The sequence below is a fragment of the Paenibacillus senegalimassiliensis genome, assembly GCF_001486585.1.
Classification (GTDB): domain Bacteria; phylum Bacillota; class Bacilli; order Paenibacillales; family Paenibacillaceae; genus Fontibacillus; species Fontibacillus senegalimassiliensis.
On record NZ_LN909043.1, the window covers coordinates 60483 to 78930 of the forward strand.

The 18448-nt window shown below is 45.8% G+C and carries 15 protein-coding genes; 13 read left to right on the plus strand and 2 right to left on the minus strand.

All coding sequences use genetic code 11. The features are described 5' to 3' along the window. Positions 1–231 precede the first annotated feature (231 nt). From BN3279_RS04065 to BN3279_RS04105, 10 genes are all read left to right on the plus strand, one after another. Positions 232–1413: a cation:proton antiporter gene (locus BN3279_RS04065; RefSeq protein WP_059049367.1), complete on the plus strand. Its 1182-nt coding sequence runs from the start codon at positions 232–234 to the stop codon at positions 1411–1413. 96 nt (positions 1414–1509) lie between these two features. Continuing rightward, complete coding sequence (locus tag BN3279_RS04070; RefSeq protein ID WP_059049368.1) at positions 1510–2112, plus strand: TetR/AcrR family transcriptional regulator; 603 nt, start codon at positions 1510–1512, stop codon at positions 2110–2112. 367 nt (positions 2113–2479) lie between these two features. Then, positions 2480–3595: a radical SAM/SPASM domain-containing protein gene (locus tag BN3279_RS04075; RefSeq protein WP_059049369.1), complete on the plus strand. Its 1116-nt coding sequence runs from the start codon at positions 2480–2482 to the stop codon at positions 3593–3595. Then, positions 3592–3882 carry a PqqD family protein gene (locus tag BN3279_RS04080; protein ID WP_059049370.1) on the plus strand — a complete coding sequence of 97 codons (291 nt, stop codon included), beginning with the start codon at positions 3592–3594 and terminating at the stop codon, positions 3880–3882. Before BN3279_RS04075 ends, BN3279_RS04080 begins: the two co-directional genes overlap by 4 nt. After that, entirely contained in the window at positions 3875–5230 is a 1356-nt protein-coding gene (locus BN3279_RS04085; protein WP_059049371.1) for an MATE family efflux transporter, read from the plus strand. The genes BN3279_RS04080 and BN3279_RS04085 overlap by 8 nt, the downstream gene beginning before the upstream one ends. A gap of 169 nt (positions 5231–5399) precedes the next feature. Beyond that, positions 5400–5567: an aspartyl-phosphate phosphatase Spo0E family protein gene (locus BN3279_RS23330; RefSeq protein WP_082672931.1), complete on the plus strand. Its 168-nt coding sequence runs from the start codon at positions 5400–5402 to the stop codon at positions 5565–5567. A 98-nt stretch (positions 5568–5665) separates the two neighbouring features. Next, positions 5666–6487: an oxidoreductase gene (locus BN3279_RS04090; protein WP_089153425.1), complete on the plus strand. Its 822-nt coding sequence runs from the start codon at positions 5666–5668 to the stop codon at positions 6485–6487. A gap of 86 nt (positions 6488–6573) precedes the next feature. Continuing rightward, positions 6574–7233 carry a TetR/AcrR family transcriptional regulator gene (locus tag BN3279_RS04095; RefSeq protein WP_059049373.1) on the plus strand — a complete coding sequence of 220 codons (660 nt, stop codon included), beginning with the start codon at positions 6574–6576 and terminating at the stop codon, positions 7231–7233. Between the two features lie 188 nt (positions 7234–7421). Next, a complete protein-coding gene (locus BN3279_RS04100) occupies positions 7422–9257 on the plus strand; it encodes an ABC transporter ATP-binding protein (RefSeq protein WP_059049374.1) in 1836 nt (611 codons plus the stop codon). Further along, on the plus strand, positions 9250–10992 hold the full coding sequence (locus BN3279_RS04105) for an ABC transporter ATP-binding protein (RefSeq protein WP_059049375.1): 1743 nt from the start codon (positions 9250–9252) through the stop codon (positions 10990–10992). Before BN3279_RS04100 ends, BN3279_RS04105 begins: the two co-directional genes overlap by 8 nt. 69 nt (positions 10993–11061) lie before the next feature. Here BN3279_RS04105 and metE read toward each other — a convergent pair whose 3' ends face one another. Beyond that, on the minus strand, positions 11062–13341 hold the full coding sequence (gene metE / locus BN3279_RS04110) for a 5-methyltetrahydropteroyltriglutamate--homocysteine S-methyltransferase (protein WP_059049376.1): 2280 nt from the start codon (positions 13339–13341) through the stop codon (positions 11062–11064). Positions 13342–13458: 117 nt separating this feature from the next. Next, a complete protein-coding gene (locus tag BN3279_RS04115) occupies positions 13459–14370 on the minus strand; it encodes a LysR family transcriptional regulator (RefSeq protein WP_059049670.1) in 912 nt (303 codons plus the stop codon). Positions 14371–14862: 492 nt separating this feature from the next. Between BN3279_RS04115 and BN3279_RS04120 the strand changes: the two genes are divergently transcribed. Genes BN3279_RS04120 through BN3279_RS04130 form a run of 3 tightly spaced genes read left to right on the plus strand, consistent with a single transcriptional unit; the run spans position 14863 to position 18420 of the window. Then, the gene (locus BN3279_RS04120) at positions 14863–15651 is read left to right on the plus strand and encodes a FadR/GntR family transcriptional regulator (RefSeq protein ID WP_059049377.1); all 789 of its coding nucleotides are present in this window, start codon (positions 14863–14865) and stop codon (positions 15649–15651) included. Positions 15652–15666: 15 nt separating this feature from the next. Further along, positions 15667–16851, plus strand: a complete 1185-nt coding sequence (locus tag BN3279_RS04125) for a M20 metallopeptidase family protein (RefSeq protein ID WP_187377736.1) — start codon at positions 15667–15669, stop codon at positions 16849–16851. 18 nt (positions 16852–16869) lie between these two features. Further along, complete coding sequence (locus tag BN3279_RS04130) at positions 16870–18420, plus strand: ABC transporter substrate-binding protein (RefSeq protein WP_059049378.1); 1551 nt, start codon at positions 16870–16872, stop codon at positions 18418–18420. Positions 18421–18448 lie beyond the last annotated feature (28 nt).

An 18448-nucleotide genomic window follows, 5' to 3' on the forward strand; every position in this document is an offset into this window, starting at 1 on the left:
TTCAACTCTTAAATAAACAGAGGTGGTGCCTGAGGCAGGTATTGTCTTGAAATTTTTACTGAAATGACTTATGATTAATTTTAATTCAATATGTATGACTCGGTGGAGCCTGTCAAATACGGGATACTTGTATTTATTTACAAGAAATCGTGTGTTGATGGGCTCTTTTTGTTTTCAAAATTAGCTAGGTCGGTCATATACATCATTTACTTCAAAGGAAGGGGATTGTTGATGTCATTTATTTTGAGTCTTATTCTGATTATCGTTTCAACGAAGCTGGCCGGAGATTTGTCCGTGCGGCTTGGTCAACCGGCTGTATTAGGCAAGCTGCTTGCAGGGGTACTGATTGGTCCCGCTGTTTTGAACTGGGTGCATAGTGGAGAGCTGATTCATGCTTTTGCGGAAATCGGTGTGTTGCTACTTATGTTTATAGCCGGTTTGGAGACAGATATGGAGCAACTGCGTAAAAATTGGCTTCCTTCCTGTGCGGTAGCATTCGGGGGAATCATTCTTCCTTTTATAGGAGGCTATGGCTTGGCTGTAGGCTTGGGACTGTCTCAAACATACGCTTTATTTATAGGAATTCTTCTGTGCGCAACCTCTGTCAGTATCACAGTTCAGACCTTAAAAGAGATGAATCAACTGAGTTCCAGGGAGGGAACCACGATTCTGGGAGCTGCTGTGGTGGATGACGTGGTGGTAGTCGTTCTCTTTGCGGTAATGATGAGCTTGCTGGGGACGGCAGAGGCCGTGTCCATTCCTTTGATGATCTTCAAGAAATTACTCTTCTTCACCATAATTATTGCAGCAGGTTGGTTTGTAGTGCCATGGGCCTTAAAGCTGATGGCCAAATTCAAGATAACTGAAGGTATTATGAGTGGCGCTCTGCTGATATGTTTCGGCTTTTCTTACTTTGCGGAAATGCTGGGGGTGGCAGGAATTATAGGGGCCTTTGCCGCAGGGTTAGCCATCTCAAGAACGTCTTATCGACATATTGTGGAAACGAAGGTAGAGCCTATTGCCTATACGCTTTTTGTACCTGTTTTCTTTGTAAGCATCGGGCTTAATGTCACCTTTGAGGGAATGGGGAATCAAATTGGGTTCATGCTGTTACTCACGTGCGTGGCGATTTTGACCAAATGGGTTGGTGGCGGCTTGGGTGCCTTGTTGACCGGATTTAAATTCCGCGGGGCCGCAGCAATCGGTTCGGGGATGATCTCTAGAGGAGAAGTGGCCTTAATCATTGCTTCTTCAGGCTTATCCGCAGGTTTGTTGCCAGAGGAATACTTCACATCCGTTGTGCTCGTCGTCACTCTGACCACATTAGTAACGCCACCATTAATCAAGTTAGTGTTCCAATCTAACTCCGCGCCCCAGGCTATCAAGAAGCAGGGACGCCAGCAGTCCCTATAGTTCTGCATAAGAACGCCTCAAAACCCAGTGTTTCGTAGCTCATGTATCGTAAAGTATGAGGCGTTTTGTTAGAATACACTCAAGAGGTGTAATGAAATGCAACCGAAAAAAGAGCGGAAAGACGTCATTAAATCCAGACTGCGTATTTTAGAGACGGCACAATCGCTATTTGCAGAACATGGAATCAATAACATTACGATGAGGAAGATTGCAACAACAGCAGGAATTGGACAAGGTACGCTTTATAGGCACTATGCCCATAAAGGGGAGATATGTCAGGACCTGATCCAAGAAAGCAGCCAGGAGTTCGTTGATAAAGTAAGCAGCTATCTGCAACAAAATAAGGAGATGTCTCTACAAGGAAAACTGGTGGCATTGATCCATTATGCTGTCGAATTTATTGACAAGCACTCCAACTGGCTAGTTTATATCCAAGGACCCTCCTGCGAAGAAGGACAGCAAATTATATACAAATCTCAGGTGTATAACTTCTTATATGCACAGGTGTATGAACTCATTGCAGCATCACCGTCGATGCAGAACAATAAGGACGGCGATGCCGGATTTAGAACGGATGCCTTGTTAGCCACCTTGACACCAGATCTGTATCTCTTTTTTAAAGCACAGCGGGGCCTAACCCATGAAAAGATTAAACAACACATTGTGAATCTGTACATTAATCCTTTATTTCAACAATGATTACAGCAGAATGAAGCAAGGCTCTCATTTTTTAATGAGAGTCTTTTTGCTGCCGTTATTACTGGAAATTAAATATAAAGAAATAAAAATATTTACAAATAAAACCATAAATTCTATATTTATTAATAGGAGGTGATAATAGATGAAATCTTACACAAAACCTGAATTAAAGCCAGTTATTCTTTGGGGTAAAAACCATGTTATTTCTAGTGACCCTATCCGTAAAACATCTTAAATTAATGTGTATTGATAAAAGCTAAGATTAGAATAATCTTAGCTTTTATCAATAGCAAAGAGGCTACCTTCAGAAGGTTGATTTTATATATTAGGGCCAAGAAAGCATTAATTTATAGTGGGAGGCTTACATATGACTAATTCTGTTGTAAGAAAACCTTTTTATGCTGATTTTTCAGTTACATCTAGATGTAACCTTAATTGTGATTTTTGTTCAGCATCAGCGCCTGATATTAAAAATAATATTAATTTTCTGGAGTTGTCAGATATTGATAGAATATTTATGCAGTTGGATGAGTTGGAGGTTATGCGTGTTAGCTTAGAAGGAGGAGAACCTTTTTTAAGATCAGATTTTTTAGAAATAATGAAATTAGCGGATAAGTATGATTTTGAATATTACGTAAATACAAATGCAACTCTAATAAATAAGGAAATAGCCAAACAAATTAGTGAAACAAACGTATCCAAAATTTGTATAAGTATTGATGGTCCGGATGAAAGCATACATGATAAGTGTAGAGGGCAGTTAGGTGCTTTTAATAAAACAGTTAAGGCGATAAGGAATTTACATGAGTTTAACATACCAGTTGATGGAATAATTACTCTAACTAAATATAATGCCCCATATGTGCTGGAGACGATACAATTCATAGCTGAGATGGGGATTGAAAATGTTGCGATTATGTTGCTTGCATCAGTGGGCAATGCTTCTGAAAACTTCTCTGATGTATATCTGGATTTTGATGAGTGGTCAGCAATACTCCTTGAATTAACGACGCTTAAGAAAAATCATGCACTCCCAGTAAATTTAAATATTGTTTCTACAGGAGAGAGTAAATGTCCCTGGGAATTATATTTACCCCTATTAAATAATGGTAGGGAAGATGACATTGATGTATGGATTCGTAATGATGCAGAAACTACTTTTGATGAGCATGAGTTTTTTTGCACAGCAGGCAAAGACAACTTGGCAATAGATGGAAAGGGAAACGTCTACGGTTGTAGTCTTATGATCTCAGAAAATGAATTAAGTGCCGGAAACCTGCTGGATAAGAGCCTATTGGAAATATGGAATTATTCTGAAATATTTAATTTATTTAGAACAGCTTCAATTAATAATATAACAGGCGCTTGTAGAAACTGTGATTTGTTAAACAAGTGTGGTGGAGGTTGTAGAGCGTGTGCTTTTGCTATGAACAAGAGTATTTATCATTCTGATACAAGGTGTCCGAAGGGGGTCTTAGTGTGAAGAAGAAAATAAAAAATCTTGGGGTGCCTTTTATATTAAGAACAGAGGATGACGGAACAGGTGTATTGGCGATTAATGGTAGTGTCCTGATGATTAATGAAATAACAGTTGAAATAATTAACAGATTAGAGGAAGGTGAAAATTTAGAGAACATAGCAACAACTATCGCTCTAAATTATCATGTGGGCTACGATGAAGTAATTTCAGATATAAAGGAATTTTTAACAGAATTAGATAAATACATTACAATTAAAGATCAAAAGTTAAGAGATATCATGTATGCTTAAAAATTGGATTAAAGAAAATAAAAGCGATATGCAACTCCTGATTAACTTTGTAGGTCCAATGGTGTTAACACAAATAATTCAAGTTTTTTTTCAGATTGGTGATCAAGCTATTATAGGAAGAACCCTGGTTCATGAATTTGCGGCAGTCGGTATTGCATCATCCTTTCTGTTTTTAATTACAGGAACTATCGGTATGATTTCAATGGCTTTCAATATTATTGGTGGGAGATATTTGGGCGAAAATAATCTAACTATGTTCGGAAAAGCATTTAGCACAAGTGTGAATTTATGTATCGTGATTGGCTTACTGTGCGAAATTATTATCCTCTTGTTTGGAAAACTAATTTTGAAAAACATATATGGTCTGGAGCCTTTGATTTTAGAACCTGCTACTGAATATTTATATATTGGTGGGTTAGGAATTGGACTAAATATGGTATTGTTTAATTTTTCAGCTTTTTTCAAAAATATAAATAAAACCAAAATCTTTCTCATGAGTTTTATCCCGGCAAGTATAATTAATGTGTTTTTTGACTATGTGCTTGTTTATGGGAAATTTGGATTTCCCAAACTTGGAGTGAAGGGGGCTGCAATTGGTACTGTTTTAGGCTTAGCTGTAAATATGATCATTTACATTTTTGCCTTTTTTAAATGGAAAAAAATCAGCTTCTCGTTCAGCCTTAATAAAGCTATTTTAGCTAAATTAATGAAATTATATTTCCCACTTGCGTTACAGGATTTGATTGAGTTTACGCTCTTTGCAATGATGCTTTCTATTTTAATTGTACGTATTGGGGTTGAATCTATAGCTACATACAGTGTAGTCACCACATTACTTGAATTTCTTCTTATACCTATGTACGGGTTCTCTGGAAGTTGTTTAACTCTGACAGCTCAAAGATATGGTAATAAAAACGGCCATTTTCTAAAGCTTATTCCGCTGTCAATTACGCTTGGATTAATTGTTACAATTCCACTATCTATTCTAATAACTGTTTTTGCAAATCCTGTAGCCAGCTTAATGACAGATAAAATTTCTATAATTACGCTAGTTGTTCATATTCTTCCTTGGGCAGCCTTTTTCAGCTTAATTAATGGTATTCAAATTATTGTAAAGTCAGCCTTACAGGCTATTGATTTAGAAAAGTGGGTACTAGTATACTCCACCTGCATTTACGCTATGTTACTCCTGTTTCTTTATATTTTTATTCATCAGCTTGACTTACTAGGTATTTATATTGGTCTAGGCTTGGGATATGGGCTATTATTGTGTGGTTATCTGTTTAAAATTAGAAAAATATCATTACAATCGGGGCAATACTCATCAGAAATGATTCAGAATAGTTAGGTCTAATTCTAATACAGCAAGTGAAAATTAATGATTTTGAAAGAGCGCGAAGATCACTCCCATTTTTGTAATGGGAGTGTTTTTGTTTTAAGAGATTGCCGTAAATAAAAAAATCAATGATTCGACAATTCATCCTAAAATATTACAAGAGAGGAAGGGATGAAGAACGATGGAAAGGAGAAAAAAACTAAGCGAAGAAATTGAGAAACAGCGAAAGGAATTAAATAAACTGGCCGAGTTGTACGGTTTGCAAGGAAAAAAGGTAATTCAGAAATCACAGCAATTAGATCGCTTATTAAATCTGTACAATCAACTACATAATCATGAAGCAAAATAAAATTGACAAATGACCTAGGGTCATTTATAGTCGACCTTAGGTCAATGACCTGAGGTCATTTGTATTTTAATCATTTATTTTGCATGGGAGGGTATGGTATGGAACGAAAAGTGATTCTGATTACCGGGGCATCATCGGGGATTGGGAAGGAAAGCGCCAAGAAGCTGCTGTCCGAAGGACATATCGTTTATGTTGCCGCAAGACGGATAGACCCCATGAAGGATCTGCAAAGCCTGGGAGCGATTCCGATACAAATGGATATTTCCAAGGACGAAGATATACAGGCCTGTGTTCAGCGAATCTTGAAGGAGCAATCCAGAATCGATGTACTCTTCAACAACGCGGGTTTTGCTCTCTACGGCAGTGCCGAGGAAGTCAGTCTGGAGGATGCCAGATATCAGTTCGAGGTCAATTTGTTTGGTCTGGCCAGAATTACCCAGTTGATCCTGCCACAGATGAGACAGCAAGGGAGCGGCAAAATTATTAATACCTCTTCGGTGGCCGGAAAAATGCATTCCCCTCTGGGTGCCTGGTATCATGCCAGCAAGCATGCCTTGGAAGGGTGGTCCGATTGCTTAAGAGTTGAAGTGGAACCGTTCGGCATCGATGTTGTGATTATTGAGCCAGGTACGATTGATACGGAATTCGCCCAAGTATCAGGAAGCCCGATGTTGAAAAATTCCGGAGAGGGTCCCTATAAGGAGCTTGCTACGGGCGTAGCCAAGCTGCATGCTAATTCGTACAAACCCGGTGCCTCTTCACCACCAACCGTGATTGCGGATGTGGTCGCTCAAGCGATAAAGGTAAACCGTCCCAAAACAAGATATGCGGTAGGCAAAATGGCCAAACCCTCTGTTTTGATGAGTAAATGGTTAAGTGACCGAACGTTGGATAAGGCGATCAGAGGGATGTTGAAATAGAGCGATTGCTTTGCATTGACAAGCCAAGTGCATTTTCATACCATTGACCTTAAGTCAATAGATATTCCGGGATATGAGGTGATGGCATGAGAAGAGCGATGACAGACGTTGCCAAGGCCGAGAAAGCCAAGCTGATACTGAACGTGGCATATGATTTATATAAGAACAGCACGTTTGAAGACATTAAAATGATTGATATCGCCAAGGCGGCCAACGTGTCGAAGGGGACGATGTTCTTTTATTACAGCACGAAGGAAATTCTCTTTATGGAGATTTTATTTCTGGAATATGAGAAGCGGTTCAAGGGCTTTGAGGAATTGCTGCTTCCATTAGGGAAAATGACATATGAAGAGTTTAAAGTCTTCTTCCTGCAGGAAATGGCAGGCATTTTGGATGAGAAATCTGTCTTTATTCGACTGAGCGCCATCAAGAGCACCATTTTGGAGCGAAATATAGATTATGAGACGACAGTAAAGGTTAGCTTGGGGATGTTCACTTCATTAGAACGTATTGTACGTTTGTTGGTGGAGCGGGTGGCGGGATTTACGGAAGATGACTTCTATGAACTGTTCCAGGCCCAGCACGCCATCATCGTAGGATTTAAAAATGTGGTCAGCATGCCAGAAGCTATGAGCCAGGTGATCATTGACCAGAAGATAGAACGGTATAGAGTGGAATTCAAGAGCCATGCCCTGATAGCTATGGAGTATTATCTGGAGGGCTGGAACGATAGACAGAGGAAATAGATGGGTCTCCCAAGACCTCAAAGACTTGCAACTTCATCGTTGCATCTTTGGGGTCTTTCTGTTGCTTTGTACAATTATTAGTGACGCCATAGAGAAAAGGGTTGTCAAAGCATCAAATCTAATTGATAATAATAATCATTATCAATTATTAGTCGCCTACTGACTTCAAAGAATAAGGAGAATGCCAGATGAAAGCGAAATCCGAGGTATCGGGACTGCTTAGAATAGCGGGGGAGAAGAAAGCATTGCTGATTACGGCGAGCGTATTCTCCGTCATTTCCAGTCTTTTGCAAATTGCTCCGTTTGTTGCGATATACAAGATTATTGAAGAACTGCTTCTACATGCGCGGGACCCCATGAATGTTGATAAGGACCTGATATTGTTTTGGGGAATGACCACTTTCGTTGCTCTGCTGGCTTCCTTGATCACCCTATATATTGGGGGGATGTGCTCGCATATTGCAGCCTTCAACATTTTGTATCAACTGCGGGTGCGTCTGGCTGATCATGTAGCCAAGGTGTCTATGGGCTATCATACCAGAACGGCTACGGGCGAATTAAAGAAAATCATCGAGGTTAGTGTTGAAAAAATGGAGCAGTTTATCGCCCATCAACTACCTGATATAGTTAGTGCGGTAGTTGTGCCGCTGCTTATGATCGGCTACCTGTTCTGGCTCGACTGGCGGCTGGCATTGGTGCTGCTTCTGCCGATTGCCTTCGGCATCTGGCTCCAATCCCGCATGTTCGGCAGCGAAAACGGGCAAAAAGCCTATCGCGAATTTCAATATGCGGTGGAAGAGATGAATGCGACGGGGGTGGAGTATGTAAGAGGGATGCCTGCCGTGAAGGTATTCGGCATTACAGCGGACTCCTTCCTGACATTCAAGCAGGCCGTAGATAAATACCGTGATATTTCCTTGAGAATTACGAATTTATGTAAAACCTCCTATAGCTTGTTTTTCGTTATTATCAGCTCGTTGTTTGTCTTTATTGTCCCTGTCGGCATCCTTATCTTCAACGGTGATTCGGCTAACCAGGCTTTTGCTATCACCTTTATTTTATTCTTGATTGTCGCGCCAAGCTTGTCCGCACCGCTGCTGAAGCTGTTATATCTGGGCGGTGGTCTGCGGGAGATCGTGGAAGGCAATCGGCGTATCGAGGCTATCTTCGCTGAACCGATGACCGAGGAGCCTGCGGTTCCGCGCATTCCGACCTCCTATGATGTCGTCTTTAACCAAGTATCCTTTGCCTATGAGAGCCGGGAGAGCAAGGATTACAAGCCTGTACTGAACGGGATTAGCTTTATAGCCAGAGCTGGAGAAATGACGGCGCTCGTGGGGCCTTCCGGTGGAGGGAAATCAACCATTGCCAATCTGCTTTTGCGCTTTTGGGACGTTCAGGAGGGTGAAATTACGATCGGTGGTGTGCCAATTCGGGACATGGGCACGGAGAAGCTGATGGATGTCGTCTCCTTTGTGTTCCAGGACGTGCATCTTTTTTACGATACTATTGAAGAGAATATCAGGATGGGCAATACAACGGCCACTCGTGAAGAGGTTGTCCAGGCGGCGAAGACGGCTTGTTGCCATGACTTTATAGTCCAGTTAGAAGAGGGCTACAATACCCGAATTGGCGAAGGGGGCACCTATTTATCGGGCGGTGAGGCACAGCGAATTGCGATTGCCCGGGCGTTGTTGAAGAATGCGCCAATTTTGGTGCTGGATGAAGCTACGGCTTATGCGGATGCCGAGAATGAGCACAAAATTCAGCAGGGTCTGGTTGAACTGGTAAAGGGAAAGACCGTGCTGATTATAGCCCATCGATTGTCCACCATCTGTGGAGCAGAGCAAATTCTGGTCGTGAATCGTGGAGAAATTGTTGAACGTGGCAAGCATGAGGAGCTTCGGGAGAAGCGAGGACTATATGAGCAATTATGGCGGGCTCATATGAGTGCGGCCACCTGGAAGCTGGGAGAAGTGGATAGAACGGTGTCTGGCATGAAGGAGGGAATGGAGAATGCTTAAATATTTCCACAATATATCGGGCGGCAATATTCGCAGTTTGGGTCCGGCCACATTCGCCGCATTGCTGGATGGGATGGCGAAGATTGTGCCAGCGGCGCTGCTGGTGGATATATTCAACACCATTTACCGCTTCTTCTCCCAGACCGGGGCGACAGAGCTGAATGTCGGACGCTTGTGGACGGTTAGCCTTATTCTACTTGCTTGGCTGGCTGTGCAATATGCGGCTTACAGCTCGCTTTATGATAAGACGTATAAGGTAGCCTATAGTGTCGCGGCCACGGGTCGGCTGTCCTTGGCAGAGCATATTCGTCACCTTTCTCTGGGCTTTTTCGGCAAGCGTGATCCTGGTGATATCACCAATCTGCTCCTTGGGGATTATGGACAGGTTGAACAAACCATCTCTCATAATGTTCCCCAATTGATCAGTGCGATTATGCTGCCTGTAATAGCCCTGGCCGGGATGGTCTTTCTGGATTGGAGAATGGCGCTTGCTATGTTTGTAGCGATTCCATTCGGTGTATTGCTGCTCTGGCTTACAGATTCAATGCAGGCGAGGTTGAGCGAGAACCATGTAAAGGCCAAGAATGAGGCGGCCAGCCGTCTTCAGGAATATTTAGCAGGAATCCGTGAGATTAAGGCTCACAATATCGGCGGGAAACGCTTTGAGCGTCTAAGGCAGTCCTTCGATCAATTGAAGCGTGCCTCCATTTCTTTGGAAGGAATTATGGGCCCCATGATTATGGGGGCTATGCTGTTGACTCGCTCCGGCATGACGCTGATGATCTTTGCAGGCAGCTACCTGTTGGTGGGCGGTGAACTGGCGCTTTCTTCATTTTTGCTGTTCCTGCTGGTTGGGACCAAGGTGTTTGAGCCGTTAACCACTGTACTTATGAATTATGGAGAGATGCGCTATTCTGCCTATAGCGCTCAGCGAATTATGGATGTGCAGCAGGAGTCTCCTTTGCAGGGGCCGGCGAGCATTCAACCGCATACACCTATTGAATTTGACCGGGTCACCTTTGGTTATGATGATAGCAAGCCGGTTCTTCGGGATTTGTCCTTCCGCATGGAGCCGAACACAATTACGGCGCTGGTTGGCCCATCAGGCAGTGGCAAGAGTACGGTGACGCGTTTGCTGGCTCGCTTCTGGGACATCCAGGCAGGAGAAATTCGGATTGGGGGAACGGATATCCGAACGATGGACCCCTCCAGTCTGCTACGGGATATCTCGATGGTGTTTCAGGATGTGTATTTATTCCAGGATACGATTGGCAACAATATCAGAATCGGCAAGATGGATGCGACTCAGGCAGAGATTGAAGAAGCGGCCAAGCGTGCCTGCTGTCATGATTTTATCTCACGTCTGCCGCAGGGCTATGATACGCCGGTTGGTGAAGGAGGCTCAACCCTGTCGGGAGGAGAGAAGCAGCGCATTTCCATTGCACGTGCTCTTTTAAAGAATGCTTCCATTGTCCTGCTGGATGAGGCAACCGCTTCTCTGGACCCGGAGAACGAGTCTGCCGTACAGCAGGCCATCAATGAGTTGGTAGCTAACAAGACGGTGATTCTGATTGCGCATCGCCTAAAGACGATTCAGAATGCGAATCAGATTGTTGTGTTGGAGCAGGGAAGCAAGATTGAGGAAGGGACGCACGCCGAATTACTGGCACAGCAAGGTCTGTATGCAAGCTTGTGGAATTTGCAGCAAAATACAGATGGATGGCGGGTTAAATAATGAAAACCGTCCTGTTGGCGATTTCCATGCCTCCAGGACGGTTATTTATGTTACGGCTGTAACTCTTATTTATTTACCATACTTACTTCTGGCTTGTTCTGTCGCTTCTACCATAACGCGCAGAGCGGCTACGGTTTCTTCGTATTTCCGCGTTTTGAGGCCACAGTCCGGATTGATCCAGAACTGATCTGGACTCAGTACGTTCAAGGCCCGGTCGATCATGACGCTCATTTCTTCGACGGAAGGCACGCGTGGGCTATGAATATCGTATACGCCAAGTCCGATTCCCTTGTCATAGGTGTTCTCTTCAAAGCTGCCGATCAATTCCCCATGACTACGGGAAGTTTCAATAGAGATGACATCGGCATCCAGCGCATTGATGGAATCGATAATATCGTGGAATTCACTATAGCACATATGCGTATGCACCTGTGTCTCATTCTTGACGGTGGAAGTGGACAAGCGGAATGCCTTGACTGCCCAATCCAGGTAAGCTGCCCATTGCTCGCGCTTCAGTGGCAGACCTTCCCGCAGTGCTGGTTCGTCGACCTGAATCATACCGATTCCGGCAGCTTCCAGAGCCTCAACCTCTTGGCGCAAGGCCAGGGCGATTTGGTAAGCCACCTCCTCACGAGATTTGTCATCCCGCACGAAGGACCAGTTCAAGATTGTGACCGGACCGGTGAGCATTCCTTTGACCGGTTTGTCAGTCAAGGATTGTGCATAAACGGTTTCTGCCACGGTGATCGGAGCCGTCCAGTCGACATCTCCATAAATAATCGGCGGCTTCACGCAGCGCGAGCCATAGGATTGCACCCATCCGTTCGCTGTAAAGGCAAACCCGGCAAACTTCTCGCCGAAGAATTCCACCATATCTGTCCGTTCGAATTCTCCATGTACGAATACATCCAGCCCCAGGTCATCCTGAATTTTGATCCACTCTGCGATCTGCTCTTGAATGAACGTCTCATAACGCTCATTGCTCCATTCGCCCTTACGCCACTTTTGGCGTGCACTGCGAACTTCCGGCGTTTGTGGGAAGCTCCCAATGGTTGTTGTTGGCAGCAACGGCAGGTTCCAACGCTTCTCCTGAATGCCCCGGCGTACAGCATAGCTGTCCGGACGGGATGTCGGCTGGGAGGCCAGTCCGGCAATCCCTGCTTCCACCTGCTCGCGATGACGGGCGCTCGATTGTTGCAAGGCTTGACGCGCTTGCTCGACAGCAGCGGCTTCGTTGCTGATTGCTTCATAACCGGATTGTCCAGCCTTGGCCAGCAATACAAGCTCTTCCAGCTTCTCCTCGGCAAAAGCGAGTGCTCCGCGTAGAACAGGATCGAGCTTCTGCTCACCGGCTGCGCTGAATGGTACGTGCAACAGCGTCGAGGAAGGTTGAATGAGCAATCGGTCGGCAGAAATCACTTCCGTCAATACGTTCAGAACGTCCAGCTTGCTCTTCAGGTCTGCCCGCCAAATGCTGCGTCCGTCGATCAGTCCGGCACCCAGCAGCTTGTCTTGCGGGAAGCCAAGCTCGCGGATCGACTGTAAGTTCTGTCCATGATCATGGACGAAGTCCAGACCGATACCATGAACCGGCAACTCTGTAACAGCCTTATAATGATCTACGGCTTCGAAGTACGTTTGCAGGAACAGCTTGATGCCTGGTACTTCTTGCGCCAGCTTGTTATAGATTTGGCTAACTTGCCCGATTTCTTCCACGGAGAGCGATACGCAAAGGATAGGTTCATCAATTTGTACCCATTCAGCGCCTTCTGCCGCCAGTTCTTGCAAGACTTGAATATATAAAGGAAGCAAACGGTCGATCCAGGCCTGAAGCTGATCTGGACTATAGCCCTTGGACAGCTTGAGGAAGGTGTAAGGACCAACAATGACGGGTCTTCCTTCAATGCCAAGCTCAGCCTTGGCTTCACGGTAAGCTTCAAGTGGCTGATTACGAGTCAGCTTTGGCTGAAGCTCGCCTAGCTCTGGTACGATATAGTGGTAGTTCGTGTTGAACCATTTAGTCATTTCGAAGGCAGCGGCATCCCGATTGCCTCTGGCCATTGCGTAATACACGGACAAGTCCGGAGTACCGCCAGTGTAGCCGAATCTTTGTGGAATCAGACCGAACATCACAGCCAAATCCAGAATGTGGTCATAATACGTAAAGTCTCCCACCGGGATAACTTCAACACCCTTGTCTTGTTGCAGCTTCAAGTTGCCAAGACGAATGCGTTTTAGCTCGGCGTGCAGGTCTTGTTCCTCCAGCTTGCCCGACCAGAAGGCCTCCAATGCTTTTTTCCATTCACGATTACGTCCTATACGGGGGAACCCCAGATTTGCGCTCTTCATGTACGTCTCCACTCCTTAAGTGATTATCCTCATTAAATTGATAGGAATAAGATAGCACACTTTGTCATTCATAGAGTAAGTCTAATAAGCTATTGCCCGCTATAGCTAAAAGCTATATCAACGTTCTTCGTACTGTACCGTTTCCTCCAATGCTTCGATATAAGCCGCGCCCAGCTTGGTCAGCTTGGCATTACGATGGCAAATCCAGCCGACATTGATCGTCTCTTCACTGGCAAGGGGTACCGGAATAATCTCATTCCCATTCAGATCAGAGCTTAGTACGCCGGTGGAGATGGTATATCCGTTAAGTCCAATCAACAGGTTGAACAGGGTAGCCCGGTCGTTCACCTTAATGCTTTTGCGGTGAGACAATGTACTCAGAATCTCTTCAGCGAAATGAAATGAGTTAAATTCCCCTTGCTCGAAATAGAGGTATGGGTAATCCTCTAACTGCTCAAGAGTCACGATTGGATGCTGTGCCAGGGGATTGCGAATACTGACAAAGACATGAGCCTTGGCCTTGAACAAGCTGTTAAAAATCAAGTTGCCATCGTTCAGCAGACGGTTGATGACCTTGGAGTTGAATTCGTTGATATAGAGAATGCCAATTTCGCTGCGCTGACTCTTCACGTCATTGATAATCTCATGCGTTTTCGTCTCGCGGAAGGCCAATTCATATTCGTCCTGCCCGTATTCATCCACCAGCTTCACGAAGGCATTAACCGCAAAGGCGTAATGCTGGGTGGAGACGGAGAAGTGCTGCGGCGAAGGCTTGGCGTTGAGATATTGATTCTCCAGCAGTTCGGCCTGCTCAATCACCTGTCTGGCGTAAGCTAGAAATTCGGCGCCTTCCTTAGAGAGCAGAATTCCCTTGTTCGTCCGTTCAAAGATGGTGACACGGATGTTCTCCTCCAACTCGCGGATCGCATTGGAGAGACTGGGCTGCGAAATGAACAGGCGGCGGGCCGCCTCATTCATCGATCCCCGGTTAGCTACTTCTATAACGTAACGGAGCTGCTGCAATGTAATTTTCACGCAGATATCCCCTTCCTTTCACTATAAGCTAATAAGTCCAATTCGTGATTTACGCAAAGAAGCAGACGAGAAAATGTTCTTACGATCGCTGTTGCTCATAGATTTCTCCTATTCAATAAATTCTTATAAGGTAGAAATCCATTCACAAAGGCGAACACTTCGCTTCTTCAGAATCATTTTTCTCACTTGCTTGTTATGCTAATTTTTATTTCAACCTATTAGCTCTATAATATCACACAGCGGCAGACTCTTTCTTTGTTCTAATGGGTACATTAAGGAGGAATTAATGAACTGTATGTTAGGAAACATAACATTCCTAGTTGAAAATATCGGTTGTTCCTTCTGAATGACATGAAATCTATCGTATAAAGCTTCAAACTTGATTAAAAAGACTAATATATATTGACATGGTCGGAAAACAGGGATATAGTGAGAAAAAGTTTCTTAATGGTATAAGGTGTGAACCTTAGATCTTTCTAAAATACAATGAACGGGTGTGGTGCTGTGTCCTTGAATCTGCCTGTGCAATTTGAGAAAGTGTCCTCCAAGAAAATTAGTGACTTCATCTTCGGGCAGTTGGAAGAAGCCATTATATTGAAGGAACTGAAGAGTGATGAGCAAATTCCTTCGGAACGGGACCTGGCCGTTATATTTGGAGCGAGCCGTCTGGCGGTCCGTGAAGCACTTGCCCAGTTGGAAGAGCTAGGACTGGTAGAGAAGCGTGTTGGGGCCAAGGGCGGAACCTTTATCCTGCCGCTGACGCTGAATTCGCACCGTCGTAATCGGGAAGAACTGATTAGGAACTGGGATGCGCTGATGGAGGTCTTCGAGTATCGGACGATCGTAGAACCACAGGCGGCTCATTTGGCGGCTCGGAAGATTACCGACGAGGAACTTCACAGACTTCGGGAATATATTGAGGCTAGTACCGACCCGGCTTGTACTCGGGAGACTTTCCGGGCGCTGGATGTGCAAATTCATTTGAGCGTAGCCAAGGCCTCCGGGAATGCTTACTTGTACCGTTCGATCCGGCAGATTCGTACCAAGATCAATCCCGCATTGGATTTGATGCCTTATAATGAAACGATTCGTTCACATAATAACGAGGAGCACCAGGCCTTGTATCAAGCTTTATCTAGGCGCGACGCCGAAGCTTCCAGAGACATCATGTGCAGGCATATCAGTCAGTCGGCTGAAGCCATATCCTCAAGAATGTTTGAGGAGCAAGGGGACATTCCCTCAACGCTGGACTCGGCACCCACATCAAGATTATAAGGAGGCAGACACGTTTTGACTATGGACGAGCTGCTGCATAAATCGCAACAATTGCAAGAACAACTGATTTCATGGCGAAGAGATTTTCACCAACACCCGGAGACGGCTTATGAGGAGCTTCGTACGGCTGCTGCGGTAGAGCAGCATCTGCGGGAGCTTGGGCTGGAGGTTACTGCTGGCGTAGGCAGAACCGGGGTTGTAGCGGTGCTTCGCGGCGAAGAGCCCGGCCCGACAATCGGCTTGCGGGCGGACATGGATGCCCTGCCGATTCAGGATCAAAAGACGGCGGACTATGCCTCACAGACACCCGGGAAGGCGCATCTATGCGGACATGATGCCCATACATCCATGCTTATGGGCGCTGCCAAGCTGCTTACCGAATACGGCAAGCCGAAGCGGGGCAACATTAAGTTTATTTTCCAGCCTGCGGAAGAAGGATATGCCGGAGCCAAGGCCATGATGGACGATGGCGTACTGGACAATCCCAAGGTGGATGTCATGGTGGGGCTGCACGTGTATCCGGGCTTGCCTACAGGCTCCATCGGAGGCAATAAAGGCGTCGCCTTTGCTTCAGCCGATCCTATCGAGATCGAAATTATTGGCAGTGGCGGTCATGCCGCGAGACCCCACGAGGGGATCGATGCGATCGCCGCTGCTGCACAAGTGGTCACAGCATTGCAAAATGTGACCAGCCGCATGGTCGACCCGCTGGAGCCAGCCGTGGTCACCATCGGCACGATTCACGGGGGAGACATGGCGACGGCCATCGCTTCCTCGGTGCGAATGACGGGAACCGTAAGGACCCTCTCTCCGCAGGTACGCAAGCAAATGCCGGCTCTCATCGAGAGAGCGGTCAAGGGAGCTTCCCAAACATTAGGAGCGGATTACAAATTCCGCTATGAGGCCAGCTATCCGCCGGTTATGAATGATGAGAAGATGGTGGATTTCGTCATGGAGACCAGCGAGAAGCTGTTCGGCAAGCCGGTCTGGACTCCGCTCAAGCCTTCTACGGGCGGTGAGGACTTCGCGTTTTACTCCGAAGCCGTCCCTAGCGTATTCTTCCGTCTTGGCGTTAATGCCGGCGAGCCGCGGACCAGCTATCCGCTGCATCATCCGATGTTTGATTTGGATGAGAAGGCATTGCCTCATGGAGTGGCTTTGCTGTCTTCGATTGCACTCACGTATTTACAACTTACTTGATAACTAGGGGGCATACACATGAAGAGAACTTGGATGAAGAGTATTACAGCACTTGTGTTGGTGATGTTAGTGGTTTCGGGTTGCGGCAACGCTGCGAACAGTCCGGCAGCAGACCCGGGCACGAACAATGCAAGCCCTAATAACGGAACACTGACTATTGCAAATGCTACGGATATTGAGAGCTTTGACTTTCATAACAATAACACCACCGTCAGCGAATCTGTTCTGGTGAACATGTTCGATTACCTGATCAAGAATGATAATGATGGCAATAAGCTGCCGGTTCTTGCGACTTCCTGGGAACAGGTAGACGATACAACATGGAGATTTGTGCTTCGTGACGATGTTACCTTCCATAACGGTGATTCATTCACAGCGGCGGATGTCAAATTCACGCTGGAGCGAGTAGCCACGGATGGCACGCTGAAGCAAAATTCGCTGTACAAGCAAATTACTGCCGTGAATATTGTGGATGACCATACGGTGGATATCGTAACGGACGGTCCTGATCCGCTCTTGCTGAACCGTTTGTCCCGCATGGGCTCGGGGATGTTGCCTTCGAAGTATATCGAAGAAAAGGGCATGGATGAATTTTTGAAGGCTCCAGTAGGTACCGGGCCGTACAAATTCGGAAGCTGGCAACGCGATGACCGGGTTGAACTCTTGAAGAATGAGAATTATTTTGGCGATGCGCCTAAATGGGATAAGGTGGTCTTCCGCTCTATTCCTGAAGCCTCTACCCGTGTCTCGGAATTGTTGACCGGTGGGGTGGATATTATCGCCTCGGTTCCATCGACAGATGTGGGTCGTATTGAAGGCGAGGGCATGAACGTGGTTACTGCTCCGATTCAGCGTGTTCTCCAGCTTATTTTGCGTCAAACCGAAGGCACCCCAACGGCTGATCCTAAGGTTCGCGAGGCTATTGATTTGGCGATTGACAAGAAAGCCATCGTCGACAGTATTGCTGGGGGCGCAGGCATCCTGACCCGTACCTCAGTCACACCAGGCAACTTCGGTGCCGATCCAAGTCTTTACGAGCAATCGTTGTACGATGTGGATCAGGCCAAGCAATTGCTGCAAGATGCTGGTTATGCTAACGGTGGTCCCGAGGTCTCCATGTCCGTTCAATCGCAATACAGCGAATATGCTCAGGTGGTAGGGGCTATGCTGACCGAGGTAGGCTTTAAGGTAAATCTCGACGTATTGGAAGCCAGCACTTTCAGTGAGAAGATGACCTCCAAGACCTTTGGCGAAATATTTATGATCGGGATTGGCAACTCCATGAATGATGCTTCCAATAACTACACCCGTTATTTGGCGGAACGCGCCAAGGGCGAAACGGACTATAACAATCCGGAAGTTGAAGAGCTGCTGCAAGCCGCTTCCCAGAACATGAATCCGGAAGAGCGCGAGAAGCAATATCAGCAGGTTCAACAGATCTTTGCTAAAGAGCGTCCAGCGGTGTACCTCTTCCAGATGGAAGGCATGTATGGCGTAGGGGCGAAGGTGGACTTCTCGCCGCGCCGGGACGAAATGTATTTTGCCGATGAAATTTCACCGAAAAACTAATTGAAACAGGCAGCGGGAAGCGGGCGGG

Bases quoted from the DNA above. Each gene is read 5' to 3' on its own strand.
- BN3279_RS04105 (WP_059049375.1), top strand. From the start codon at position 9,250: ATGCTTAAATATTTCCACAATATATCGGGCGGCAATATTCGCAGTTTG.
- BN3279_RS04100 (WP_059049374.1), top strand. From the start codon at position 7,422: ATGAAAGCGAAATCCGAGGTATCGGGACTGCTTAGAATAGCGGGGGAG.
- BN3279_RS04090 (WP_089153425.1), top strand. From the start codon at position 5,666: ATGGAACGAAAAGTGATTCTGATTACCGGGGCATCATCGGGGATTGGG.
- BN3279_RS04095 (WP_059049373.1), top strand. From the start codon at position 6,574: ATGAGAAGAGCGATGACAGACGTTGCCAAGGCCGAGAAAGCCAAGCTG.
- metE (WP_059049376.1), bottom strand. From the start codon at position 13,341: ATGAAGAGCGCAAATCTGGGGTTCCCCCGTATAGGACGTAATCGTGAA.
- BN3279_RS04120 (WP_059049377.1), top strand. From the start codon at position 14,863: ATGAACGGGTGTGGTGCTGTGTCCTTGAATCTGCCTGTGCAATTTGAG.
- BN3279_RS23330 (WP_082672931.1), top strand. From the start codon at position 5,400: ATGGAAAGGAGAAAAAAACTAAGCGAAGAAATTGAGAAACAGCGAAAG.
- BN3279_RS04130 (WP_059049378.1), top strand. From the start codon at position 16,870: ATGAAGAGAACTTGGATGAAGAGTATTACAGCACTTGTGTTGGTGATG.
- BN3279_RS04065 (WP_059049367.1), top strand. From the start codon at position 232: ATGTCATTTATTTTGAGTCTTATTCTGATTATCGTTTCAACGAAGCTG.
- BN3279_RS04075 (WP_059049369.1), top strand. From the start codon at position 2,480: ATGACTAATTCTGTTGTAAGAAAACCTTTTTATGCTGATTTTTCAGTT.
- BN3279_RS04085 (WP_059049371.1), top strand. From the start codon at position 3,875: ATGCTTAAAAATTGGATTAAAGAAAATAAAAGCGATATGCAACTCCTG.
- BN3279_RS04070 (WP_059049368.1), top strand. From the start codon at position 1,510: ATGCAACCGAAAAAAGAGCGGAAAGACGTCATTAAATCCAGACTGCGT.